This is a genomic window from Bryocella elongata (assembly GCF_900108185.1).
Classification (GTDB): Bacteria; Acidobacteriota; Terriglobia; order Terriglobales; family Acidobacteriaceae; genus Granulicella; species Granulicella elongata.
In genome coordinates this window covers 785041-808047 of the sequence record NZ_FNVA01000001.1, presented here as the reverse complement: position 1 = coordinate 808047, position 23007 = coordinate 785041, and the positions used below count along the sequence as shown (strand labels likewise).

Sequence of the window (23007 nt, the reverse complement as noted above, 5' to 3'; positions counted from 1 at the left end):
GCGTTTGTCGCTTGACCGTCGAAGGAGCGCTACGCTGGTCCGAGTGATTCGTTACTCCTTGTCTTTATGCTGAAAGTGCGAAGACATCTGAAGGCTCAACAGCGCAGCTCCCGCGAAGCAGATTCCAACCGGGGCGAGTTCCCCGCTGCCGACGCGGCCTATGCGGAAGAGAAAGAATGCAGCGATGAGGTTTACCAGGCTCCATGCCACGTTCACCGTGGCAGAGGAAAGCCCCTTGCCCGGAGGCTTCGCGAACGGCGTCGGGAACCTATCGCCACATATCCCTTTAACGAAGTGAGGAACGAAGTTTGCGAGGAACATTCCTGCAAAGAACGCCGCAACAGCACTGCCGATTGTCATCTTGCTTCCCCTTCTCTTGCAGCTTCTTCCTCGGCCCCGATCAGGCTCGCTTCGCTGCTGTTTGAGTGCAATGCGCCGCCGATGTGGCGGAGCTCCATCGAGAACCAGACGGCGCCCAGCAGGCAGAAGCCGCCGGTGATCATCACCGTGATCGGCGCACCGATGCGATGGGCCAGCGCGCCGGCCAGCAGGCTTCCGATCGGGGCCGCACCGAAGAACGCCGTTGTGTAGTAGCTCATCACCCGGGCACGCTTGTCTTCGGTCACCAGCGCCTGGAGGATGGTGTTGCATGCGCTCGCGACCTGCATCAGGCCGAAGCCGCCGATCACCATCAGCAACATGGAAAGCCACAACACGTGCGAGAGCCCAAAGCCCACCAGGCCACCGCCGAGCAGCACGGTTGCGATGAGCACCATCTGCAGCAGCCCGGCTGCGTTCTTACGTACCGTCAGCGACAGCGCTGAGAGCAACGCGCCCGCGCCGGACGCGCCGGAGAGCCAGCCCAGCGTGGTGGCATTGCCGTGCAGCACCTCAGCGGCGAAGACCGGCAGCAAAACCATGACGGGATAGCCCATCAAGCTGACCAGCGCGAAGACCAGCAGGGTCGTCCGCACTGGGCGGACGCCGGTAACGTAGTCCCACCCCTCCTGCAGCTGCTCCTGCATGCCACCGCGCCGAGTCACCGGGTTATGTGAAGGCAGACGCATTGCGATCAACGAGGCGATGACCGCGAAGTAGCTCACGCCGTCGATAAGAAAGCACCAGCCCTCGCCAGCCCACGCGATGACAAATCCCGCGAGCGCCGGGCCGATCAGCCGCGCGCCATTCACCACGGTGGAGTTGATCGCAATGGCGTTTCCAAGGTCGTTGCGATCCTCGACCATCTGCACCAGGAAGGACTGGCGGCCGGGCATATCGAAGGCGTTGATGAGCCCCTGCAGAATAGCGAGGATGATGATTTCGGTGAGGTTGATGCGGCCGCTCAGGGTGAGTCCGGCGAGAGCCAGCGATTGCGCCGCCGCAGCAGCCTGCGTCCACACCAGCATCGTGCGGCGCGGCCAACGCTCGACCCAAACACCAGCGACTGGACCGAGGACCGAGGCCACGATCTGCCCCAGGAATGCCACCACACCGAGCATGAGGGCGGACTTTGTCAGACGATAGACCAGCCAGGTGATCGCGACCCGGGTCATCCACGACCCCATCACCGAGATGCCCTGCCCGAAGAAGTAAAGACGGAAGTTGCGGTGCCGCAGCGCTCGCCACGCATGGTCGAACCGACCGGGCTCCCGCTCTCGCGCCACCTGCATTGGCTGTCTCTCTTGTTCCGTCGCGCTCATGGCTCCTGCCTCTCTGCGAGGCGGCGAAGGATGCCCGTCACTGCCAGGAGTGTCTCGCGCTCCTGATCGTCCAGCTGGGCCACTGCGTTTGCCAACCAGAGCCGCTTCGCATCCCTTGCCCTGGCACGGACTTCAAATCCTCTTTCTGAAACAGTCACGAGCATCTGCCGGCCATCGGTGGGGTGCGGTGTGCGGGCGACCAGACCGGCCTCCTCGAGCGCGGCAACCGTCGCCCCCATGGACTGCGGCTTCATCCCCTCGGCACGAGCCAGCTCGGCGGAAGTCTGCGGCCCCTCACGAACCAGACGCCCAAGCACCATCGCTTCCGTCAGCGAAAGTTGTTCCCTTTGCCCGGATGCGCGGACGCGGCGCACGATCAGGCCCATCGCCCGGATGAGTTCGTCGATCTGTTGTTCCGTTGCAGCCATCGATGCCCTCTCCATCTAGACAGTAAAACTTATCAGTTTACCTGTCAAGAAAACAGCTAAAGATTCGCTGACGCCACATGCTGAATCCGAACGATGCGGCGTGCCATCGATCGAACTGATACGACTTCACGCAAAAGAAAACTCCCTCACGAGGAGGGAGCTTCTACGACCGGATTCGCAGACGATTAGTGCTTCGTATTCGTGTCCAGCTTGAGAGAAGCAGCTCCCCCACCAACAGCAATGGTGCGATGGAAGAGTTCGAGCGCCAGACCAAACATAGAGCGAGCATGCTCCGGGTCGTAGCGGACGCCTTCGTCGCGAAGGAAGGCGTGCGCTCCGTTGACCTCATGCCAGTTCAGCCTTGCGCCCACCTCGTTGAGCCGCTCGAGCACTTTCATGCGGCCCTCGGTCGGAATGTGCGGGTCCTGCCGTCCCCAGACCATGAGGAGCTCGCCTTTGATCTCCGCAGCGCGCGCCATCGAGTTGTCGTTCATGCCGGCGCCGAGACCGCCCTTGTGAATGTCGGTGGCGTAGAAGCAAACCGTGCCACTGACCTCAGGGTTCATCGCTGCGCGGAAGGCAAGGTGGCCACCGATGCAGATGCCCATGACGCCCAGGCGGCCGGTGCAGTCGGGCCTTGAGGCAAGGTGCGCGAGAGCTGCGCGAGCATCGTCGTCGTAGGCCTGCACGGTCTTGGTGGTCTTCAGGGTGTTGCCGCGATCGGAGCCCGCCTGATCGTATTCGAAGACGGTGCCGAGCGGTTCGAACTCGTGGTAGATCTCCGGAATAGCGACGATATAGCCGTGCCCGGCAAGCTGCACGGCTGTGCGGTGAATGGGCTTGGTGACCTGGAAGATCTCGCTGTACAGCACGATACCGGGGTAATGGCCCTCAGCCGCCGGGCGCACGATGTGGGTCCGCATGGGGCCAGATGGGGTGTCCAGGTCTACGTATTCGTTGTCGATAACAACCATCGGTGGATCTCCCTGTGTGCAGTGACGATCGGCATGCAGACTCCGTGGAGCAGCCCAGTCACGTCCCGCGTCCTGCTACGCTGCGGCCTCGATCACCCGGATGACGAAGCATGTGATGTTGTCCGAACCACCGCCGTCGCGCGCGAGCGCAATGAGCTGCTCGCAGGCTGAAGCCGCACTCGGGGCTTTGAGAAGTGTGGAACCAATGACTCCGTCTGAGACGTGGCGGGTGAGGCCGTCGGAGTTGAGCAGGATTACGTCGCCAGGCTCCAGCACCTCTCGAAACAGGTCAGGGTGTACATCCGGCTCCGCTCCAATAGCGCGAGTGATGACCGACTGAAGGGGCGAGTCTTTCGCCTGTTGCTCGGTGATCAATCCGAGCTCGACCTGCTCCTTGAGATACGAATGATCGGAGGAGATCTGGCGCAGGTGACCATGGCGAAGAAGATAAGCGCGGCTGTCCCCAACGTTGAGGACGGTGAGGTCATTGCCGCTGATCCGCGCCGCGACAAGGGTCGTGCCCATGCCCCGATAACGGGTATCGTACGCCGCCCGGGCGCAGACCGCCCGGTTAGCAGCGGCGGCGGCGCGCTCCAGCGCAAGCCCAGTCGACGTGGGAACGTGCCCGGGTGCGGCGTCCAGTTCCTGGTGAAAGATCTTGACGAAGGTCTCTGCGGCGATGGCGCTTGCCACCTCGCCCCCCGCCGGACCGCCCATCCCGTCACACACGACGAAGAGTCCGAGCGCGGCATCGGAGCCGTAGGTGTCCTGATTCAGACGGCGCACGAGCCCGACATCGGTCATCGCAACGGCTTCCAGGACGACTGCAGACACCAACGTGTTCCCCCGGACGGCTCAACGAACGGCCGCCAGCCCGGCCAGCAAGCGCCCGGCGCTCCCGCTTTCCGCAGCTACCGCCCGAGGATACCGTATTTCGATGCAAGGAAACCTGCGACACTCTTCGGCGCGGCAGCAGCAACCTCCTGCCATGTGACCAGTCCAAGCCTGCTGCGGAGTTCACTGGATCGGACAGCGACCAGGATGCGGAACCATGCGTCCCGCAGGTCGGGCCGCCGGTCATCGCAAAGAACGACGAACCGGGCTTCCTGATGCGCAGCGGCCAACACACCGCGGATGAGCTGCCAGCCGGCAAAACCCGCGTTCCCTCGCGGCAGATCCTCGAGTTCGAGGTGAGTCGATGCGCCTTCGTAGCGCAGCAAGCGTTCCCTCGATGCCGTACCAAAACCTCCCTCCGTGAGCTTTGCTTCGACCAGCAGATCTCCGAGGCGCATGTCGATCTCCGTCCGATCGACCTCGCCGCGAGCCATGGGGAGCATGCCGCGCACACCAAACTCCGGCCGAAGCCCTGGTGCAACGCCGAGGAGAGCGCAAATGCCTGCGCGCCTTGTCATTCCGGGATAGCAGAAGATATTCATCAGCAGGGCGTCCGAGCTTACCGCGCAATCCAGTTCAGCCCGGCGCCGGTCATGGGAACGAGGCACGAGTCGGCTCGACGTGTAGGCCTTTTCGAGGCGCGCCGCCCAGGCCGGACGAGCCAGGATCCGTCGATAGGATGCGGAGAGAAAGTTTCCATGCGTGCCGTCGTCCTCCGGCGCATAGAGGATGCTCGGCGTGGAACCTGCCGTCTGCTCGTGGAGGTGTCCCTGGCTGGCGCGCAGAAGGTTGCGCGCGCTCAACTCGCGTCGCAGCTTCCCGGCCGTGAGAAGCGAATGTTGGCGATCGTCCACTCGAACAGCATAGCGAAGGTATGGCGAACATGGGTGGATCAATCGCCGCTGACGGAAGCCTCTAGCTCATCAAATCCCCGCCACTTGTAGAAGGCGAGCGAGAACGCCCAACTCAGCACGAAGATGCCGATGATGGCATACCCCAGCAAGCCGAAGTTCTCGTTGAGGCGACCCACGAGCAGCCAGAAGCTTCCGCTGGGATGGGTTCTGTCGGCGACGAGTCCGAGCGCCTCGATCCCGCCCACGGCGAGAGCCACGACGACCGAAACCGAGGTGATGGTGAGGTTGTAGTACAGCTTCCGGATAGGCTTCACGAACGCCCAACCGTAAGCCCCGAGCATGAGGATGTTGTCAGTGGTGTCGACCATGCTCATGCCGGCGGCAAAGAGCACCGGGAAGATGAGGATCGACCACAGGGACAATCCGTGCGACGCCCCCGTGGCCGAGATGCCAAGTACCCCGACCTCGGTCGCGGTGTCGAATCCGAGGCCGAAGAGCAGGCCGAGCGGATACATGTGCCAGCTCTCGCGGATCAACGCAAACATGGGACGGAAGAGCTTCGCCAGCAACCCTCGGCTGTTGAGCAGCAGATCGAAGTCCTCGTCGACATAGGGCTCTCCGCGGCGCACGCGGGCAAAGGTCTGGTAGATCGACCGGAGTACGACGATGTTGACCAGCCCGATTGCAAAGAGAAACAGGGTGGAGACGAGCGTGCCGATGAGGCTTCCGATGGAGTGAAATCCCTCGATGCGCTGCTGCAACGCCCGGGCTGAGGCTGCGATGGCGACCGAACCGACGATGACAATCGTCGAATGGCCCAGCGAAAACAGCAGGCCCACTGTGACCGGCTTGCGGCCCTCCTGCATCAGCTTGCGGGTGACGTTGTCGATGGCGGCGATGTGATCTGCGTCAACGGCGTGGCGAAGCCCGAGGCTATAGGCGAGAAACGCCGTCCCCAGCAGGACCGGATGCGGATGAAAGGCGATCGCAGCCCAGATCCAGGCCCCGAGATTGAAGGCAATGAGGCCGATGTAGATCGCGACGACGCGCGCACGTGTGCCTCGCATCCGTCCCATCAGCATGCGCATGCCGCTCAAAGCCATAGAGCTACTTTATCGTGATGCCGGCGCGTTGCAGTGATGGCCCTCACCCACGCTGCCTCTGGGCGACCGCGAGGGTAAAGGTGAAGACCGATCCCTGCCCCGGCTGGCTGGTCACCCAGATCTGTCCGCCGTGCGCCTCTACGATCGCGCGGCAAATAGCCAGCCCCATACCGGTCCCGGAGCTCACAGGCCGGCGATTCGGCGAGCGGTAGAACTTGTCGAAGATGAGGGACTGTTCCATCGGATCGATGCCAAATCCGCGATCGGCGACACTGCAAGCAACGAAACCGCCAGAGATCTCGGCGCTGATGAAGATCGGAGTATCCGGGTTCGAATACTTGGCCGCGTTCTCGATCAGGTTATCGAGCACCTTCTCCATCCAGATGGGGTCGGCCATGACGCGGGGCAGCGTTGTCGGAAGCCGAACTTCGATGGGATGGTTTTCGAGCAACGTCTCGTTCTCACCGATCGCCTTCTGCATCATCTCTCCCAGGCCTTGCGGGGTGAGATTCATCCGCACCTCTTGGCTGTCGAGCTGCGCCATGTCCACCGCTTCAGCCACAAGGCGATTCAGCCGGTCTGCCTCCTCGTCGATGATCGTGAGCAACTCGCGCGAGCTTGCCGGTGGAAGCTGTGCCGTCAGCAATGTCGTGACGGAGGCCTTGATGGAAGTCAAAGGGGTGCGCAACTCGTGGGTGATCGAATCCATCATCCAGCCACGCAGTCGCTCGCTCTCGCGCGAAGCCTCGGCACGCGTCAGCTCAGACACAGCGCGGGCGCGGTCCAGCGAGATCGATACAAGACCGCCCAAGGCTTCAAGGGTCTGCGTCGAGAGCCTTACGCCGCGAAGAATCACCACTCCGCGAGGCCTCACCCCGGTACGCAGCGGGATCACCGACTCGTCTGAGGCCGGACTGAAGGTTACCGCCGGAGAGTTCGAAAGCTCCTGCAACTGGCTGGTGGAAAGCGCCGCAGGCCAGTCGGGCCCGGAACGATAGACACTGTCGTTGTCCAGTAGGTAGAAGACGACGGAGTGAGCTCCGCTGGCAGCTTCGATCGCCGCTGGGATGGCGTTCGTCAGCGGTATGATCTCGTCGGTCTGGAGAAGACCGCGACCGAGCCGGTAGAGCACTTCAAGCTCAGCCTGACGTTTGCGGGCATCGTCCGACTCCATGCGGATGCGGTTCGAGGAGCGGCTCGCAAAGACCGACGTAATGAGAAAGACGGCAAGTGCAAGGATGTTCTGCGGGTCTGATACGGTAAACGTGTCGACCGGTGGCAGGAAAAAGAAGTTGTAGCAGGCAGTCGCGATGAGCGACGAAACAATCGCGTAGCGGAGCCCCCAATTGGCTGCGATAAACAGAATGAGCAGAAGGAAGCTCAAAGCCACGGTAGTGGGATTGGCGTGGATCACCGTCCGAAAGAACGCTGTGATGATCGCCAGGCCAGACAAAATTCCGAGCCACCGAGCCGCCGTAATGAATCGTTTCGAGTTCACGAGCTGGATTGTACTGCGATGAGCACCCAAGGTATTGCGCGTAAACGCCCAGAAGACTGGTTGGAGTCCGCCGAGGCCGCGGAAGCTTCGGGAAAACCGCGAGGGCGGTTCAAGGTCTTCCTCGGATACGCCCCCGGCGTGGGCAAGACCTTCAGCATGTTGAGCGAAGGCATCCGCCGCAAGAGCCGCGGCGAGGACGTCGTCATCGCCATGGTGGAAACCCACGGACGCGCCGGGACTTCCGCCGAGGCAGAGAAGCTCGAACAGCTTCCGCGCAAGCGCATCGACTACAAAGGCACCATCTTCGAAGAGATGGATCTCGAAGCTGTCCTGCAGCGGCAACCCACGGTGGCGCTTGTGGATGAGCTTGCACACACGAACGTGGAAGGCAGCCGCCATCACAAGCGCTACGAGGATGTCTTTGCCCTGCTGGAAGCCGGCATCGACGTTCTCACGACGTTGAATGTGCAACACATCGAGAGTCTTACGCCACGGGTGCAATCCCTTACCGGCGTCATCGTGCGTGAGACCGTCCCGGACTGGGTACTCGACCGGGCGGATGAGGTTGTGATCAACGATGTGACGCCCGAGGCCCTCGCAGAGCGCATGCGCCGCGGTGACATCTACCCCATGGAGAGGGTTGAACGTTCGCTGCAGAACTTCTTCCGCCGGGGAAACCTGATCGCGTTGCGCGAGATGGCGCTGCAACGCGTGACCCGTGCCGTCGATCGCACGCTCGATACCTACGTCAAGCGCAAGCAGCTCGGCGGCCATTGGATGGTCTCGGAGAAGGTGGCCGTGTGCGTGAGCGCAAGCCCCGGATCCAGAGACCTCGTCGCGCGCGGTGCTCGCCTTGCAGACGCCATTGGCGCGGAATTCTTCGTGCTTCACATGGATACGGACATCGACGCTGAACCGGACACCGCGAGGGCGCTGGAGGAGAACTTCGAGTTCGCGCGCAATCTTGGGGCCAATATCGTTCACCTCAAGGGGACCAACGTCGCTGCGGCTACGGCGCAGTTCGCGGCACAGAACCGCATCACGCAGGTGCTCTTTGGAAGATCCGCTCTCACCGGCCTGAAAAAGTACCTGTATTTCGTGGCGATAAGCCGTTTCATGCGGGATGCACCCCACGCGGACCTGCACATCATTACGCAGGAGCAACGCTGAGATGAAGATTCTTGTGGTCGACGATGAACGCCAGATCGCCCGCGTGCTGCGGACCTCGCTCGAGAGTTATGGCTATGAGGTTGCCGTCGCGGAGAACGGCGTTGAGGCGTTGCAGAAGTTGAAGACCTTCTCGGCAGATCTCATCATCACGGACCTCTCGATGCCGGAGATGGATGGTGTGGAGCTCACGCAGCAGGTGCGCAAGTTCAGCGAGTTACCCATCATCGTGCTCAGCGTGCGCGAGCAGGATGCCTCGAAGGTTCTTGCGCTGGACAACGGTGCGGACGACTACGTCACGAAACCGTTCAGCATGCCGGAGCTGCTTGCTCGCGTGCGTGTGCAGCTCCGCCGCCGCAGTTCCCAGGAGCAGCCTGCCATGTCGATCAGCGATGGGGACTTCTCCATCGATGTCGAGGCGCATCGCGTGCTTGTCCGTGGTGAAGAGATCCATCTCACGCCCAAGGAGTTCGACTTGCTGCTCCTGTTGCTTCGCAATGCAGGCCGCGTGATGACCCATCGGACGTTGTTGAGGACGATCTGGGGTCACTCTGGAGAAGGCCAGCCGGAGTATCTGCGGGTGCTCGTGGCACAGCTGCGCAAGAAGATCGATCTCGGAGAGGCTCCGAGCTACATCCGCAGCGAACCATGGGTTGGCTACCGCCTTGAACCCGATCCTCTGACCGCCTTTACGACTTCTTAACGCCCTCCATACGGACTTCCTACTCCCTCTGACTTTGTAATGAAGGAGTTGGAGGAAGTGTGTCAAAAAGTCATGCAATCAGCACCACCGCGCTCGTACTTTGGAGCGCAGTAACGTGGGCCCAGCAAACAAGCAGCAACGTCGAAACGTCTACGGCGCCAGTTGCCAATGTCGCGTCCCAGAGCAGTACCGTGCAACAGGGTGGATTTTTCAAGCGCCTGGCGGACGCGTACCTCAGCGACTGGCGTGCCGTGCCTGATCCTAACGCCCCCGCAACTCCACGCCGCGGCTTTCCCGCGCCTCTGGATTCCACGCCTTTCCCCAGCCCCGACTTCTCTGTTGGGGGAACGCCTGTCATCGGAGCAGCTGACACCCAGACCTACCCTCTCATGCAGGCCATCAATGGCAATCGCAGCCGGGTGAAGATCTATGGCTGGCTGAACGGCGGCTTCAACGTCAGCACTTCAAACAAGGGGGATGGCGCCAATAGTCCAGCCTCCTATTACTACAACCCGAATCGGGTTACACCGGACCAGCAGGTCCTCTATGTAGAACGCCTGCCTGACACGGTGCAGACAGACCATGTCGACTGGGGCTTCCGATTTGCCCAACTCTATGGTCAGGACTACCGCTACACGACGGCAAAGGGCATCTTCTCGCAGCAACTGCTTGCGCGCAATCACGAGTATGGGTATGACCCCGTGATGGCCTACGTGGACATCTACGTTCCGCATGTTGCCAAAGGCATGAACATTCGCATGGGGCGATACATCTCCTTGCCGGACATCGAAGCTCAGCTGGCCCCCAACAACTACACGTACTCGCATTCCTTGCTCTATTCGGTCGATCCTTACACTCAGACCGGCATCGTAGCGAGCATCAAGCTCTCCGACCACTGGCTGCTGCAGACGGGATTCTCCGGTGGCAACGACGTCGCACCCTGGACAAAGGATGCACAGCCCACCGGAACAGCATGCGTGGACTACACCTGGCATAAGGGCAACGACGCGCTTTACACATGCGCCAACTCCTTCAATAACGGGAAGTACGCATACAACAACCTCCAGTCCTACTACGAGACGTGGTATCACGTCATCAACGCGCATTGGCACATGGATACCGAGACCTGGTACATGTACGAGCGCGATGTGCCAAATATCGGCGGGAATGTCTCCCATCCGATTGCACCGGAGACTGGCGCGAACGGTGCGTTCTGCTCCTACGGCGAACAACGCTGCTTCGCTCCTGAGACCGCCGTGGTCAATTATGTCGAGGACAAGATCGACACACATAACTACCTGTCGATACGCAACGAGTTTGTCGACGACATCAAGGGCCAGCGCACGGGCTTCACCACCATGTACTCCGAGCACCTGATCAGCTACGGCCACTGGATCGGAAGCACCATCCTGTTTCGGCCGGAGATTCGACTTGAGCATTCCTATCAGCTAAAGGCCTATGACCTCGGCACCAAGAACACACAGTTTGTTGTAGCAGGCGACATCACCTACCACTTCTAGGCCAGCGAACGGCAATACCACGGAGGCAGTTCATGTCCGATGCGATCTTTATCATCCTCACTCTTATTTTGTTCGGAACCGGTCACGGCTACATCGAAGCGTGTGCCCGGCTGAAAGGCAAGGCAAACCGTGCTTGAAAACATCATCCTGTTGCTGATATCGGCAGCCGTCATGGTCTATCTCGTGTACGCGCTGTTGCGCCCGGAGAAATTCTGATGACGCTCAATGGCTGGGCGCAGATTGCGCTCTTCTTCGCTCTTCTCCTGGTGCTCACTCGACCGATCGGTCTCTTCATGACCGCAGTCTTTGAGCGCCGCAAGACCTTCCTCGACCCGTTGCTCCTGCCCGTCGAGCGCCTGCTGTATCGCGTCACGGGCATCAACCCGGAAGAGGAGATGCACTGGAGCATTTACCTCGTCGCGATGCTGATGTTCAGCGCCGCAACGCTCTTCCTCACGTACGCGATCGAGCGCCTCCAGGGTCACCTGCCATGGAATCCACAGCACCTGGCAGCCGTCGCACCAGACCTTGCGTGGAACACCGCGATCAGCTTCACCACGAACACAAACTGGCAGTCGTACACACCCGAGACGACGATGAGCTATCTAACACAGATGCTCGGGCTTGCTACACATAACTTCTGGTCGGCTGCTGTCGGAATCGCTCTGGCGGTTGCGTTCATTCGCGGCATTGCACGTCGCGAGATGAAGACCCTTGGTAACTTCTGGGTCGACATCACGCGTGCACTGCTGTGGGTCCTCGCACCGCTCTCGCTCCTGTTTGCGCTTGCGCTGGTCTCGCAGGGGGTGGTGCAGAACCTGAAGCCATACGACTCTGCAAAGCTCGTTCAACCGCAGAGCGTGACCGGAGCCGATGGCAAAGTCTCGACGGTGACCACTCAGACGATCGCGCAGGGGCCTGTCGCTTCGCAGGAGGCGATCAAGATGCTCGGCACCAATGGTGGCGGGTTCTTCAACGCCAACAGCGCGCATCCGTTTGAGAATCCAACGCCTCTGACCAACCTGCTGCAGATGCTGGCGATCTTCCTCATTCCTGCCGGCCTCACTGTCGTGCTCGGAGAGATGACCAAGTCGCCGCGACATGGATGGGCAGTCTTTGGCGCCATGTCTGTTCTGTGGTTTGCAGGTGTGGCTGCAACCTATTGGGCAGAGGCACAGCCTAATCCCCTGCTGCGCGGCGCGGACCAACACGTCAGTGCAACACAGAGTGGCGGCAACATGGAGGGCAAGGAGGTTCGCTTCGGGATTGCGAACACCGCGCTCTTCGCCACGATCACCACAGACGCTAGCTGCGGCGCCGTAAACGGCATGCACGATTCGTTCTCGCCGATCGGCGGCATGATGCCGCTGCTGAACATGATGCTGGGCGAGGTGGTCTTCGGCGGCGTGGGCGCCGGTCTGTACGGCATGCTGATCTTTGTCATCATGGCAGTGTTCATCGCAGGCCTCATGGTCGGTCGAACGCCGGAGTACCTCGGCAAGAAGATCGAAGCGTACGACATTCAAATGTCGATGCTTTATCTGTTGATCTTCCCGTTGTTGATTCTCGGCTTCACAGCGATTGCCGTGCTCTCTCCAAAGCTCGGCCTCTCGAGCCTGACCAACCAGGGGCCGCATGGGCTCTCGGAGATCCTCTACGCCTACACCTCGGCGACCGCGAACAACGGCTCCGCCTTTATGGGTCTCAACGCGAATACGCATTGGTTCAACACCACGCTGGGGCTCGCCATGTTCTGCGGCCGCTTCCTCATGCTGATCCCGATGCTCGCCGTTGCGGGCAATCTTGCAGCGAAGAAGAGCGTTCCCGCCACGGCTGGCACGTTCCCGGTAACGACGCCGATGTTTGCGACGTTGCTGGTGGGCGTGATTCTTATCGTGAGCCTGCTGACCTTCTTCCCCGTCCTGTCTCTGGGACCCATTCTCGAACACCTGCTGATGCACGCCGGCAGGAGCTTCTAAAGGAGAGCGAACGCCATGAATACAAGTTCAAACAGAAAAACGCGTAGCCTCTTCGACGGCGAGATCCTTCGTCGCGCCAGCTTCGATGCGGTCCGCAAGCTCAGCCCCATTGTGATGATGCGCAACCCCGTGATGTTCGTCGTCGAGATCGGGAGTGTGTTGACCACGATCCTGCTCGTCGTCGATGGGGTCCGCAAGATCGGCCACTTCGGCTTCGACCTGCAGATCACATTGTGGCTCTGGTTCACAGTCCTCTTTGCAAACTTCGCGGAGGCCATGGCCGAGGGCCGAGGCAAGGCCCAGGCCGATGCGTTGCGCAAAGCCAAGTCCGAGACGATGGCAGTTCGCATCGTGAAAGATGATGTCACCGAGCAGGTGCCGAGCTCCAAACTGCGAGTCGGTGACATCGTGCGCGTCGTCGCCGGGGAGATGATCCCCGGCGATGGCGAAGTCATTGAAGGGGTCGCATCCGTCGATGAGTCCGCGATCACAGGCGAATCAGCGCCGGTGATTCGTGAAGCAGGCGGTGACCGATCCGCAGTTACGGGCGGTACACGCGTGCTCTCCGATGTGATCGTCGTGCGCATCACATCGAACCCCGGCGAGACCTTCCTCGATCGCATGATCGCACTGGTGGAAGGCGCAGAGCGGCAGAAGACACCGAACGAGATCGCGCTCAATATCCTGCTGTCGGGATTGACGATTATCTTCCTTCTCGCCGTCGTGACCCTGCAACCGTTCGCGATCTACTCCGGTGCGCCACAGACGATCTTTGTCCTGATCTCGCTGCTCGTCTGCCTCATTCCTACGACGATCGGTGCGCTGCTGTCGGCTATCGGAATCGCAGGCATGGATCGCCTGGTACAGCACAATGTACTGGCGACTTCCGGCCGGGCCGTGGAAGCGGCCGGTGACGTCGACACCCTGCTGCTCGATAAGACGGGAACCATCACGATCGGAAATCGTCAAGCCTCGGCATTTCTCCCTGCCCCGGGAGTGTCGAGTGCGCAGCTTGCGGACGCCGCACAACTCTCGTCTCTTCCGGACGAGACGCCGGAGGGTCGCTCCATCGTGGTCCTCGCAAAGGAGAAATACGATCTGCGAGGGCGCGAGCTCGCGTCGCTGAATGCGCAGTTCATTCCTTTCAGCGCCATGACGCGCATGAGCGGCATCGACATCGATGGCCGCATCATTCGCAAGGGCGCCGTCGATGCGATCGCCAACTACCTGGAGAAGCTCGGCAACCCCATGCCGAAGGAGGTCCGCGAATCGGTAGAGGAAGTGGCTCGCTCTGGCGGCACACCGCTTGTTGTTGCCGAAAACAATCGTGCGCTTGGGGTCATCCATCTCAAGGACATCGTCAAGGGCGGCATGCGCGAACGCTTTGAGCAGCTACGCGCGATGGGCATTCGCACCATCATGATCACCGGCGACAACCCTCTGACGGCTGCAGCCATTGCACGCGAAGCCGGCGTGGATGATTTTCTCGCTGAGGCCAAGCCAAAGGACAAGATGGATCTGATCCGGCGCGAACAAGCGCAGGGCAAGCTGGTTGCGATGACCGGGGACGGCACCAACGACGCGCCCGCGCTCGCGCAGGCCGATGTAGGCGTTGCGATGAACTCGGGCACCCAGGCTGCGAAAGAAGCAGGAAACATGGTCGACCTCGATTCCAACCCCACCAAGCTCATCGAGATTGTGGCTATCGGCAAGCAGCTGCTGATGACACGCGGAGCGTTGACGACCTTCTCCATCTCCAACGATGTGGCAAAGTACTTCGCCATTATCCCGGCGATGTTTGCGGGTGTCTTCCCTGTGCTGAATGCGTTGAACATCATGCATCTGCATTCGCCCGAGTCCGCGATTCTCTCCGCCGTGATCTTCAACGCGCTTGTGATCGTCGCGTTGATTCCGCTGGCTCTGCGCGGCGTTGCTTATAAGGCGCTCCCTGCTGCGACGCTGCTCAAGAAGAATCTGCTCGTGTACGGCCTCGGCGGCATCATCGTGCCGTTCGTCGGCATCAAGCTCATCGACATTGTGATCACGCTCGTGCATCTCGCATAGGCAAGGAGGCTGAGATGAAGAACGAAATGAAAAAGTTAATTGTGACCTCCGTACTGTTCACGCTGGTGACGGGCGTGCTGTTCGGGCTTGTGTATCCGCTGGTGACGACAGCCATCGCGTCCGTGGCATTCCCGAAGCAGGCGAACGGGTCGCTGGTGTATGACGCGCAGGGATCTGTGATTGGATCGCACCTGATAGGACAGGCGTTCGTCGGAGACAGCTACTTTCACGGCAGGCCTTCGGCAGCAGGTGCTGGTTATGATGCCGGTTCATCAGGTGGATCGAACCTTGGGCCAACAAACAAGGCATTGCTCACGCGGGTGGACCAAGCTGTCGCGGCAGAGGGTGCCGGGGCTCCGATCGATCTCGTGACGACATCGGGCAGCGGGCTGGACCCTGACATCACACCTGCGGCTGCCATGTTTCAGGTGGAACGTGTGGCTAAAGCACGGAAGCTTTCGGCTGACGCCGTGCGTACCCTTGTGGAAGCGCACGTCACCCAACGCCAGATGGGTCTCCTGGGTGAACCACGCGTGAATGTGCTCGAACTTAACCTCGCGCTGGATAAGGCAAGTCACTAAACGGAAGCAGATGAACGGAAGTTCATGGCGGGTTCTCCTTCAGCGGTGCGACGCTGGAAGGGGGCCCGCCATCCTGCGTTGACGCTATGGTTGCCGTCGCCCGAGCGGGCACGCAGATCGGTGATACTCAACCTATGGCGAATACAGGACGGAGGGAGTTGACGCGACGGAGTCTTGTTCGATCGGGGCTTGCCGGTGCCGCGATTGCAGGGCTTGCTCCCCTTCCACTGCTGGGTGCAACTGCAGATCTAACCCTGGAGATTGCACCCTTTACCGCCGAACCCACTCCGAAACACCGGTACAAGACTCTCGCTTACAACGGCCAGGTCCCGGGACCGCTGCTCCGCATGCGTGCCGGGCAGGCAACGACCGTCGAGGTTCGGAACCGATCTTCCCGCGAGGAAGTCGTGCACTGGCATGGGCTCTTCCTGCCATCGGAGATCGATGGCGCCATGGAAGAAGGAACGCCGATGCTTGCTCCCGGAGAGTCGAGACAGTACACCTTCCGGCCGGATCCTGCGGGATTTCGCTGGTATCACACCCATACCTTTGCGGGAAACGACCTTACCGCTGGTCAGTTCAGCGGCCTGCACGGTTTCCTTATGATCGATGGCCCGCGTGGAGCGCAATCGACTGCGTTCGATCGTGAGGTATTCCTGGCGCTGCACGATTGGGGAGGCCAGATGCTGGCCAGCGACGACGGCTCAATGATGCCGAGCTATGACGTTTCGACGATCAACGGCAAGGCGCTGGGCTTCGGTGAGCCGGTGCGGGTGAAGCACGGCGAGCGCGTGATGCTGCACGTTCTCAACTCGAGCCCGACGGAGGTTCATTGGATCGCGCTCGCTGGACATAGCTTCCACGTCGTCGCGCTCGACGGCAATACCCTTCCTACGGGCCAACAGAAGACCGTGCCCATGTTGAGGCTGGCGCCAGCAGAACGTATCAGTGCCATCGTAGCGATGGACACTACCGGCGTCTGGGTGCTCGGCGAGGTGCGCAAACATGTGCAGGCGGCCGGCATGGGAATCGTCCTGGAGTACGAAGGCGCCAACGGCAAGCCGAAATGGATTCAGCCGGAAGAACTGACCTGGAGCTACCGACAATTTGCTGGCAGCGATGAGTCCCTCACGGTAGATGCTTCCGAGCCGTCGGAGCCGGCATTGCCCATCAGGCTCATCTTCTCCTCGAAGTTTGAAGGTCACGGCGCGCCGGAGCGATGGACGATCAATGGAAAGAGCTATCCCGAGACTGAAGAGCCCGTGCTCCAGAAAGACAAGCGCTATCGCCTGATCCTCGATAACCAGAGCCATGACGATCACCCATTGCACCTGCATCGGCACGTCTTCGAGGTGAAGTCGATCGATGGAGCATCCGGGCTGAGAGGCATCGTCAAAGATACCGTGCTGGTTCCGGCGCATAGTGTCGCTGAAGTTGAGTTCCTGGCGCAGCATCCAGGGCGAACGTTGTTTCACTGCCACCAGCAGGACCACATGGACCGTGGCTTCATGATGGTGTTTCGATATTCATAAGAAGGGGACGATCGAGACGTGAGGGCGTTGGTATCGGCATCTAGAAATCTCCTGATCGCGATGGTGGCACTGGCTCTTCCGGTGCTTGCCAGCGCGCAGGGCAACTATGAGATCCAGGTCTATGGCGCCGACACCGTTGCGCCGAAGACATTGATGGTCGAACTGCATTCCAACTACACCGTGGACGGCCAGAAGCAGTTGATCGATGGCGTTTACCCGACCAATCATCAGGAGCACGAGACCATCGAGCTGACCGAAGGCGTCACGAAGTGGTCTGAGGTCGGCTTCTACATCTTTACCAGCGAACAGGACGGCCACGGTGTGCAATGGGTCGGCGATCATATCCGTCCGCGCGTGCGAGCTCCTGACAGCTGGCATTGGCCGGTAGGGGTTAGCCTGTCGACCGAGGTGGGCTATCAGCGCGCGGTCTATTCGCCTGACACCTGGACCTGGGAGATTCGCCCGATCGTCGACAAGACATTGGGGCGTTGGTACTTTGCAGTCAATCCTGCGCTGGAGAGAACGTGGCACGGGCCCGATGTGAAGCAGGGGCTGGCATTCGCTCCGGGCGCAAAGGTCGGCTATGACTTCACCAAGAAGATCAACGCGGGCTTTGAGTATTACGCGGATTACGGTGACCTGAGGCGCATCGATGGCCTGCACGATCAGCAGCAGCAGCTGTTTGTGGTCACGGACCTCAATGTATCGCCAGCATGGGAGATCAACATCGGCGTAGGCATGGGAGGAACCAGCGCGACCGATCACCTGATCGTGAAGGGCATCCTTGGCCGAAGGTTCGAGTGGGGCCATCACACTGCGGTGGACTAGCCAGACTCTCGCAAACGCCATCCACCAGCAATCGCGGTGTTCAGGCAGCGACGTATTGCGTCATCCAGCCAACCAGTTCATGCTCCGGAAGGGGACGACTGAAGAGATATCCCTGGGCAAAGTCGCAGCCGTCGAGGCGAAGGGCCGCCAGCTGGTCTTCGGTTTCGACCCCTTCAGCGACGACGCGCATACCAAGCGCGTGTCCCATCTCGATCGTCGTCTGGACAAGAACTCGATCGGCTGAACTCTGCGGCAGTCGGGACACGAAGGAGCGATCGATCTTCAGCTCGTTCGCCGGGATGTGGCGAAGCTGCTGCATCATGGCGTAACCGGTGCCAAAGTCATCCACGGACAGCCCTATGCCCTTCATGCGGAGACGCGTGAGGACGTCGAGTGTGCTGGACAGCTCCTCAATCAGGCCACCTTCGGTGATCTCAAGGATGATGCGATCCGTACTGATCCGATAGCGTTCCAGCAGAATCGCCAGCGTGTCGGGAAAGCTAAGGTCCCGCAAAGAGGAGGCGGTGACATTGATCGAAAGCGTAGGTGTCACGTCGGAGATCTGCGCCATTCGCTGAAGCGCTGCAAGACTTTGGGCGACGACCTCCCAATTCAGTCGTTCCATCAGACCGGCGCTTTCCATTCGGTCCAGGAAGCGGGCCGGAGGAAGCACGCCAAGGCGGGGATGTTGCCAGCGGACCAGAGCTTCGATCCCGACCATGACACCCGTGGCCAGATCGATCTGGGGTTGGAAATGAGGGATGAACTCGTGCTGAATGAGCGCCCGCTCGAACTCCTGGTCAAGGCAGTCCTCTGGCTCAGAGCACGGGCCACCCTCAGTCTTAAAGGTGCGCTCCGAAGCAACCGAAGCTTCATAGCGCGAGATCATCGCTTCGAGATCGGACCGGCGGAAGGGCTTCGCAATGTGTCCGACGATCTTCAGCCCGAGAGCCATCGCCAGCTCTTCGGCGCTCTCCATAATCCGGACGCCTAAACCGCTCATGACGATGAGGCTTGCCGTGCAACCCTGGCGATTGAGGAGCCGCAGCAACTCGACGCCGTCCACCTTTGGCAGGACGAGATCGAGAATGATCAGGCCAACGTCAGGAGAAAGAGCATGAAGGAACTCTGCAGCGCTCGAAGTGAGCGTGGTACGCAGGCCCATTTGCTCGACGACGTCGGCCACGAACCTGCCCAGGTCGCAGTCATCATCGATGATGAGCACGCGAGGCGCCAGCGGAATTTCAGCCGGTGAGGGCATGGCAATAGCGTTCATAGCAGCGGGGCCCGCATTTCAGCCGACGGTGATTGAGCGCGCACCTTGCGAATTGCCGCAATGAATTCACGGCGCTGGTAGGGCTTGTGGAGAAGAGGCCCGTCCAGGTGAAGCATGCGGCGCTCCGCTAAAGCATCGGCTGGAAATCCCGAACAGTACACCACACGAATGTCGCATTGCATCTGGCGGAGCTTTTCAATGAGCTCCACCCCATTCATGCCTCCGGGCATGATGATGTCGGTGATGACGAGGTCAACCTTTTGCCGGGTAAGCATCTCAAGCGCCTGGGCTGGTCCGGAGACGCCAACTGCGCTGTAGCCCAACGCGCGAAGGTAGGAGACAGCGACCTCCAGAAGGTCGCTCTCGTCGTCCACAACCAGGGCGACACCATTACCAATGACGATATCGTCGCTGGAATCTTCGAGCTGCGGATATGCCTGCGCGTCGTCATCGGACAGGGGAAGGTACAGAGACACGGTCGTGCCATAACCGGGTTCGCTATAGATTCGAACCGTCCCACCCGACTGACGAGCAAATCCGTACACCATCGCAAGCCCAAGACCGGTGCCCTTGTCGCGGCTCTTCGTTGTAAAGAAAGGCTCGAACACGTGCTCCAGCACCTCGGCGGACATGCCGTGGCCCGTGTCAGAAACAGACAGGCAAGCGTAGGAGCCGGCCTTCAACTCACCGGCTACGACTGGAGGATAAGCATCGTCCAGGTGGGCTACATGGGTGGTGATTGTGATCGAACCACCCTTGGGCATCGCATCCCGCGCATTGACCAGCAGATTCAGGAGTGCGTTCTGGAGCGCCGCCGAGTCGACGAAGACCGGAGGGGTCGTTTCGTCCAGGCTTGGGATGATGTCAATCTCAGGCCCTAAAGCTCGGGTCGCCAGTTCAAGGGTGCTGTTTACCAGGTCACTCAGCGTCGCGCGGGCGGGAGACAGCTCCTCGCGGCTTGAGAAGGCGAGCATCCTGCGGGCAAGCGAAGCTCCTCGGCCAGCGGCACGCTCTACACTCCGCACACGTCCGAGGGCCGCTTCATTTCCCTCGAGCATCTCTCCCAGCAGCTCAAGGTTACCGAGAATGATGCCGAGGAGGTTATTGAAGTCATGGGCTACGCCGCCCGTCAGCTGGCCAAGCGCCTCAAGCTTCCGGCTCTGCCGCAACTGGCGCTCCAGACGACGACGCTCCGTGATGTCACGCGCAATCTTGGAAGCTCCGATGATGTTCCCGAAGGAATCGCGAATCGGGGAGATCGTCGCTGAGACCTGGATGAGGGAGCCGTCCTTGCGGCGTCGCTCCGTCTCCATATGCTCCACGGTCTCACCACTGCGGATGCGGCTCAGAATGTCGTCTTCTTCGGAGACAAGCCCTTCCGGGATGAGGATGCGTATCGACCGGCCAAGCATCTCCTCAGCGCTGTAGCCAAAGACCTTCTCCGCTCCGCGATTCCAGCTGGTGACGATGCCGTCCACATCTTTGCCAATAATCGCGTCGTCCGACGAATCAACGATCGACGCGAGACGCTCACGCGCCAGTGCGGCACGTCGCGCCTCGGTGATATCGCGGTATGTCAGCAGGGTCGAGGTCGAGACGCCCTTGTGGTTATGGATCGGGGAACTGCTGACCTCAACATAACGAACGTCGCCATGCGACTTTCGAATCAGCTGCAGCTCAAGGGAACGGACATATCGCCCTTTCGCGGCAAGGCTGCTGGGCCACTCCGACTCAGGCAACGGCCTGCCCTCCGAAGAGAGGACCTCGTATCCACGACGGAGTTCGCTGTGGGCCACGGCTGGCCCGGATACTCCCAGAATGCGGGCGGCAGCTTTATTCATCGTTGCCAAGTTGCGAACGTGATCGATGAGGACAACGCCTTCGCTCAGCTGCTCAAAGATGACATCGGAGCGGCGTCCAGCCTCATCAATCTCGCGCTCCTGGCGAAGCAGCTGACGGCCCACCCACAGCACAACCGCTCCCGCAACCACAGCACTCAATCCCACCATGGAGGGGCTGAAATGCGTGAGGAGCGAGACTGCCAGAACTGAGAGAGCCTGAATCATCCACCCGACCTGTTACGTCCAAGAACTCGCGTGTTGGGGCATTCGCTATCAAGCCGCATTTACGCGCAACATCGTTCCTGACAAACGCTTCTCGCTGTTGCCTTTAAATCATCGGCCACCCCTCGGTCTGGGTGCATCGTGCGATGTACTTTCGTAATGACTGTGTGTCGAATCGGGAAGTTTACGCGAACAATGAGGGATCGACCTCGATTCCCTCGCTCGCGCGGATTACGCTAGTGGCGGCTCAGCGGCGACGGCGCATTCACTGGAACGGTCACCAGTACGATGTCGACCCTGCGATTCTGCTGACGGCCTTCCAGGGTGTCGTTCGACGCCGCCGGGTGATACTCGCCATAACCAGCGATCGCCAGGCGTTCGGGATCGAAATCGCCACTATCGAGAAGCATTCGAGCGACAGCGGTCGCTCGAGCTGTCGACAACTCCCAGTTCGAGTCGAAGCGCGCCGAGTGCATGGGCACATTGTCGGTATGCCCCTCAATGCGCATGTTCAGGCCATACTGCGTCAGGACGCCCGCAAGGCGTCGGATCTTCTCCTGCGCCCCGGGCAACAGCTCGGCCTGCCCGCTCGCGAAGAAGCCCAGCTCATGCAGGCTGATCACGAAGCCTTCGGGAGTCATGCGGAGCACGACTTCTTTCTGGGCGATCTCCTGCCCGAGTGCTTCCCCAAGCTTCTTCTGCAGCTCAGGAATGTCAATTCCCGCACTGCGATCGATCTGAGGGTCACCCGGACGCGGAAGCGTAGCCGGAGACGGGCCCGGAGGCGGGACCGTTGGCTGATGTCCATCTGTGGCCAGCGGGTTCATCTGCATCTGCTTGAAGCCAGCCTTTACGGCGGCCGAAACTTTGGCGACCGCTTGCTGATCCTTATACGCAGAGGCAAAGAGCACGATGAACAGAGCGAACAGAAGCGTTACAAAGTCGGCATACGAGATGAGCCACCGGTCATGACTGGGACTGGTGTGGTGGCGTTGGCGGCGCTGGACGCGCTCTCTCACTGCAACACCGTCTGTGAAATGGACTCAGCCGGCGGCTCGGGGAGGAAGCAGGCAAGGCGCTTTTCTACGGCTCGAGGCGTGTTCTTCTCCAGGATCGCGATCACGCCCTCAAGCGCGAGCTCACGCATCGCCTGACGGCGATCGACGAGTGCTCTCATCCTTCCTGCGCACGGTAGAAAGAAGAGGTTGGCTGAACCCACGCCGTAGAGTGTCGCGACGAACGCGGCGGCGATGCCCTTCCCTACCTCTTCGATGTTGGAGAGATGCTGCATGACCTGGATCAATCCGATCACCGCGCCCAGAATGCCAATCGTCGGAGCAAATCCTCCGGCGGACTCGAACACCATGGGCAACGCGTAATCGCGATCCATCTCTGCCTGCATGAGACCTTCGATCGAGTGACGCAGATCCTCAGAGCGCGCTCCGTCGATCGCCTGCGTAAGGCAGTAGCGAAGGAAGGTGTCCGGTATCGCTGTCAGAGCCGAATCGAGTGAAAGCAGGCCATGCTTACGAGCCTGCATGGCGTAGCGTCCAAGCTCGTCGATGAGTTGTGCTGCCTTGTCCTCTCCGCCGAGGAAGACCTGGCGGAGCATCGTCAGCGCGCGGCCGACAACGCTGAACGGAAACTGTACCAGCACGGCGCCCAGCGTCCCGCCGAAGACGATCAGTGCCGCAGTCGGCTGCAGGATCTGGCGGAGATTGCCCCCGTCGAGAACAAGTCCAGCGCCGACGCCGAAGACTCCGACGATGAGGCCGACGACAGCGCTTCCCTGACGCACGGAAGACTTCTCCTGCGGCACGCGCTCCGATTTGTCCATGCGTCG

General features: G+C 60.6%; 22 protein-coding genes. 9 read left to right on the top strand and 13 right to left on the bottom strand.

Going from position 1 to position 23007, the window contains the following annotated elements:
* Positions 1–51: 51 nt before the first annotated feature.
* The 8 genes from C4S68_RS03355 to C4S68_RS03320 form a co-directional block, all read right to left on the bottom strand.
* Positions 52–360, bottom strand: coding sequence for a hypothetical protein (locus C4S68_RS03355; protein WP_103931573.1), 309 nt, complete (start codon positions 358–360; stop codon positions 52–54).
* The gene (locus C4S68_RS03350; RefSeq protein ID WP_235011320.1) at positions 357–1670 is read right to left on the bottom strand and encodes an MFS transporter; all 1314 of its coding nucleotides are present in this window, start codon (positions 1668–1670) and stop codon (positions 357–359) included. Before C4S68_RS03350 ends, C4S68_RS03355 begins: the two co-directional genes overlap by 4 nt.
* A gap of 26 nt (positions 1671–1696) precedes the next feature.
* On the bottom strand, positions 1697–2128 hold the full coding sequence (locus C4S68_RS03345; RefSeq protein ID WP_200821459.1) for a MarR family winged helix-turn-helix transcriptional regulator: 432 nt from the start codon (positions 2126–2128) through the stop codon (positions 1697–1699).
* Positions 2129–2313: 185 nt separating this feature from the next.
* Positions 2314–3102, bottom strand: coding sequence for a dienelactone hydrolase family protein (locus tag C4S68_RS03340; protein WP_103931570.1), 789 nt, complete (start codon positions 3100–3102; stop codon positions 2314–2316).
* Positions 3103–3177: 75 nt separating this feature from the next.
* Complete coding sequence (locus C4S68_RS03335; RefSeq protein ID WP_146071989.1) at positions 3178–3936, bottom strand: Stp1/IreP family PP2C-type Ser/Thr phosphatase; 759 nt, start codon at positions 3934–3936, stop codon at positions 3178–3180.
* A gap of 77 nt (positions 3937–4013) precedes the next feature.
* Entirely contained in the window at positions 4014–4799 is a 786-nt protein-coding gene (locus C4S68_RS03330; RefSeq protein WP_235011319.1) for a PGN_0703 family putative restriction endonuclease, read from the bottom strand.
* 89 nt (positions 4800–4888) lie between these two features.
* A complete protein-coding gene (locus tag C4S68_RS03325; protein ID WP_235011318.1) occupies positions 4889–5953 on the bottom strand; it encodes a HoxN/HupN/NixA family nickel/cobalt transporter in 1065 nt (354 codons plus the stop codon).
* A gap of 43 nt (positions 5954–5996) precedes the next feature.
* Positions 5997–7451: a sensor histidine kinase gene (locus C4S68_RS03320; protein ID WP_103931566.1), complete on the bottom strand. Its 1455-nt coding sequence runs from the start codon at positions 7449–7451 to the stop codon at positions 5997–5999.
* An 18-nt stretch (positions 7452–7469) separates the two neighbouring features.
* Between C4S68_RS03320 and C4S68_RS03315 the strand changes: the two genes are divergently transcribed.
* Genes C4S68_RS03315 through C4S68_RS03305 form a run of 3 tightly spaced genes read left to right on the top strand, consistent with a single transcriptional unit; the run spans position 7470 to position 10841 of the window.
* Positions 7470–8621 (top strand): histidine kinase, encoded by a 1152-nt coding sequence (locus tag C4S68_RS03315; protein WP_103931565.1) that lies wholly within the window; start codon positions 7470–7472, stop codon positions 8619–8621.
* A 1-nt stretch (position 8622) separates the two neighbouring features.
* Positions 8623–9321, top strand: coding sequence for a response regulator transcription factor (locus tag C4S68_RS03310; RefSeq protein WP_103931564.1), 699 nt, complete (start codon positions 8623–8625; stop codon positions 9319–9321).
* A 59-nt stretch (positions 9322–9380) separates the two neighbouring features.
* Positions 9381–10841, top strand: coding sequence for an outer membrane beta-barrel protein (locus C4S68_RS03305; RefSeq protein WP_146071988.1), 1461 nt, complete (start codon positions 9381–9383; stop codon positions 10839–10841).
* Here the strand turns inward: C4S68_RS03305 and C4S68_RS23500 are convergent.
* The gene (locus C4S68_RS23500; protein WP_235011317.1) at positions 10838–11014 is read right to left on the bottom strand and encodes a hypothetical protein; all 177 of its coding nucleotides are present in this window, start codon (positions 11012–11014) and stop codon (positions 10838–10840) included. The genes C4S68_RS03305 and C4S68_RS23500 overlap by 4 nt on opposite strands.
* On the opposite strand from C4S68_RS23500, the gene kdpF reads away from it, so the two are divergent.
* The 6 genes from kdpF (at position 11013) to C4S68_RS03275 (ending at position 17825) form a co-directional block, all read left to right on the top strand.
* A complete protein-coding gene (kdpF, locus tag C4S68_RS23910) occupies positions 11013–11057 on the top strand; it encodes a K(+)-transporting ATPase subunit F (protein WP_407641095.1) in 45 nt (14 codons plus the stop codon). The genes C4S68_RS23500 and kdpF overlap by 2 nt on opposite strands.
* Positions 11057–12820 carry a potassium-transporting ATPase subunit KdpA gene (gene kdpA, locus C4S68_RS03295; protein WP_103931561.1) on the top strand — a complete coding sequence of 588 codons (1764 nt, stop codon included), beginning with the start codon at positions 11057–11059 and terminating at the stop codon, positions 12818–12820. Before kdpF ends, kdpA begins: the two co-directional genes overlap by 1 nt.
* 15 nt (positions 12821–12835) lie before the next feature.
* Positions 12836–14884 carry a potassium-transporting ATPase subunit KdpB gene (gene kdpB / locus C4S68_RS03290; RefSeq protein WP_103931560.1) on the top strand — a complete coding sequence of 683 codons (2049 nt, stop codon included), beginning with the start codon at positions 12836–12838 and terminating at the stop codon, positions 14882–14884.
* Between the two features lie 14 nt (positions 14885–14898).
* Positions 14899–15465, top strand: a complete 567-nt coding sequence (gene kdpC, locus C4S68_RS03285; protein WP_103931559.1) for a potassium-transporting ATPase subunit KdpC — start codon at positions 14899–14901, stop codon at positions 15463–15465.
* Between the two features lie 158 nt (positions 15466–15623).
* A complete protein-coding gene (locus tag C4S68_RS03280; protein ID WP_235011316.1) occupies positions 15624–16997 on the top strand; it encodes a multicopper oxidase family protein in 1374 nt (457 codons plus the stop codon).
* A gap of 60 nt (positions 16998–17057) precedes the next feature.
* Positions 17058–17825 carry a hypothetical protein gene (locus C4S68_RS03275; RefSeq protein ID WP_103931558.1) on the top strand — a complete coding sequence of 256 codons (768 nt, stop codon included), beginning with the start codon at positions 17058–17060 and terminating at the stop codon, positions 17823–17825.
* A 40-nt stretch (positions 17826–17865) separates the two neighbouring features.
* Here the strand turns inward: C4S68_RS03275 and C4S68_RS03270 are convergent, their stop codons facing one another.
* The 4 genes from C4S68_RS03270 to C4S68_RS03255 all read right to left on the bottom strand — a co-directional run bounded on the left by C4S68_RS03270 (position 17866) and on the right by C4S68_RS03255 (position 23001).
* Positions 17866–19101 carry an EAL domain-containing response regulator gene (locus tag C4S68_RS03270; protein WP_103931557.1) on the bottom strand — a complete coding sequence of 412 codons (1236 nt, stop codon included), beginning with the start codon at positions 19099–19101 and terminating at the stop codon, positions 17866–17868.
* Positions 19098–21167, bottom strand: coding sequence for a hybrid sensor histidine kinase/response regulator (locus tag C4S68_RS03265; RefSeq protein WP_103931556.1), 2070 nt, complete (start codon positions 21165–21167; stop codon positions 19098–19100). Before C4S68_RS03265 ends, C4S68_RS03270 begins: the two co-directional genes overlap by 4 nt.
* Before the next feature lie 233 nt (positions 21168–21400).
* Positions 21401–22183 (bottom strand): OmpA/MotB family protein, encoded by a 783-nt coding sequence (locus tag C4S68_RS03260; protein WP_103931555.1) that lies wholly within the window; start codon positions 22181–22183, stop codon positions 21401–21403.
* Positions 22180–23001 (bottom strand): flagellar motor protein, encoded by an 822-nt coding sequence (locus tag C4S68_RS03255; protein ID WP_103931554.1) that lies wholly within the window; start codon positions 22999–23001, stop codon positions 22180–22182. The genes C4S68_RS03260 and C4S68_RS03255 overlap by 4 nt, the downstream gene beginning before the upstream one ends.
* Positions 23002–23007: the final 6 nt, after the last annotated feature.

Excerpts from the sequence above, each read along its gene's own strand:
- C4S68_RS03355 (WP_103931573.1), bottom strand. The coding sequence starts at position 360 with ATGACAATCGGCAGTGCTGTTGCGGCGTTCTTTGCAGGAATGTTCCTC.
- C4S68_RS03350 (WP_235011320.1), bottom strand. The coding sequence starts at position 1,670 with ATGCAGGTGGCGCGAGAGCGGGAGCCCGGTCGGTTCGACCATGCGTGG.
- C4S68_RS03345 (WP_200821459.1), bottom strand. The coding sequence starts at position 2,128 with ATGGCTGCAACGGAACAACAGATCGACGAACTCATCCGGGCGATGGGC.
- C4S68_RS03340 (WP_103931570.1), bottom strand. The coding sequence starts at position 3,102 with ATGGTTGTTATCGACAACGAATACGTAGACCTGGACACCCCATCTGGC.
- C4S68_RS03325 (WP_235011318.1), bottom strand. The coding sequence starts at position 5,953 with ATGGCTTTGAGCGGCATGCGCATGCTGATGGGACGGATGCGAGGCACA.
- C4S68_RS03315 (WP_103931565.1), top strand. The coding sequence starts at position 7,470 with ATGAGCACCCAAGGTATTGCGCGTAAACGCCCAGAAGACTGGTTGGAG.
- C4S68_RS03310 (WP_103931564.1), top strand. The coding sequence starts at position 8,623 with ATGAAGATTCTTGTGGTCGACGATGAACGCCAGATCGCCCGCGTGCTG.
- C4S68_RS23500 (WP_235011317.1), bottom strand. The coding sequence starts at position 11,014 with ATGACGGCTGCCGATATCAGCAACAGGATGATGTTTTCAAGCACGGTT.
- kdpA (WP_103931561.1), top strand. The coding sequence starts at position 11,057 with ATGACGCTCAATGGCTGGGCGCAGATTGCGCTCTTCTTCGCTCTTCTC.
- kdpB (WP_103931560.1), top strand. The coding sequence starts at position 12,836 with ATGAATACAAGTTCAAACAGAAAAACGCGTAGCCTCTTCGACGGCGAG.
- kdpC (WP_103931559.1), top strand. The coding sequence starts at position 14,899 with ATGAAGAACGAAATGAAAAAGTTAATTGTGACCTCCGTACTGTTCACG.
- C4S68_RS03275 (WP_103931558.1), top strand. The coding sequence starts at position 17,058 with ATGGTGGCACTGGCTCTTCCGGTGCTTGCCAGCGCGCAGGGCAACTAT.
- C4S68_RS03270 (WP_103931557.1), bottom strand. The coding sequence starts at position 19,101 with ATGAACGCTATTGCCATGCCCTCACCGGCTGAAATTCCGCTGGCGCCT.
- C4S68_RS03265 (WP_103931556.1), bottom strand. The coding sequence starts at position 21,167 with ATGATTCAGGCTCTCTCAGTTCTGGCAGTCTCGCTCCTCACGCATTTC.
- C4S68_RS03255 (WP_103931554.1), bottom strand. The coding sequence starts at position 23,001 with ATGGACAAATCGGAGCGCGTGCCGCAGGAGAAGTCTTCCGTGCGTCAG.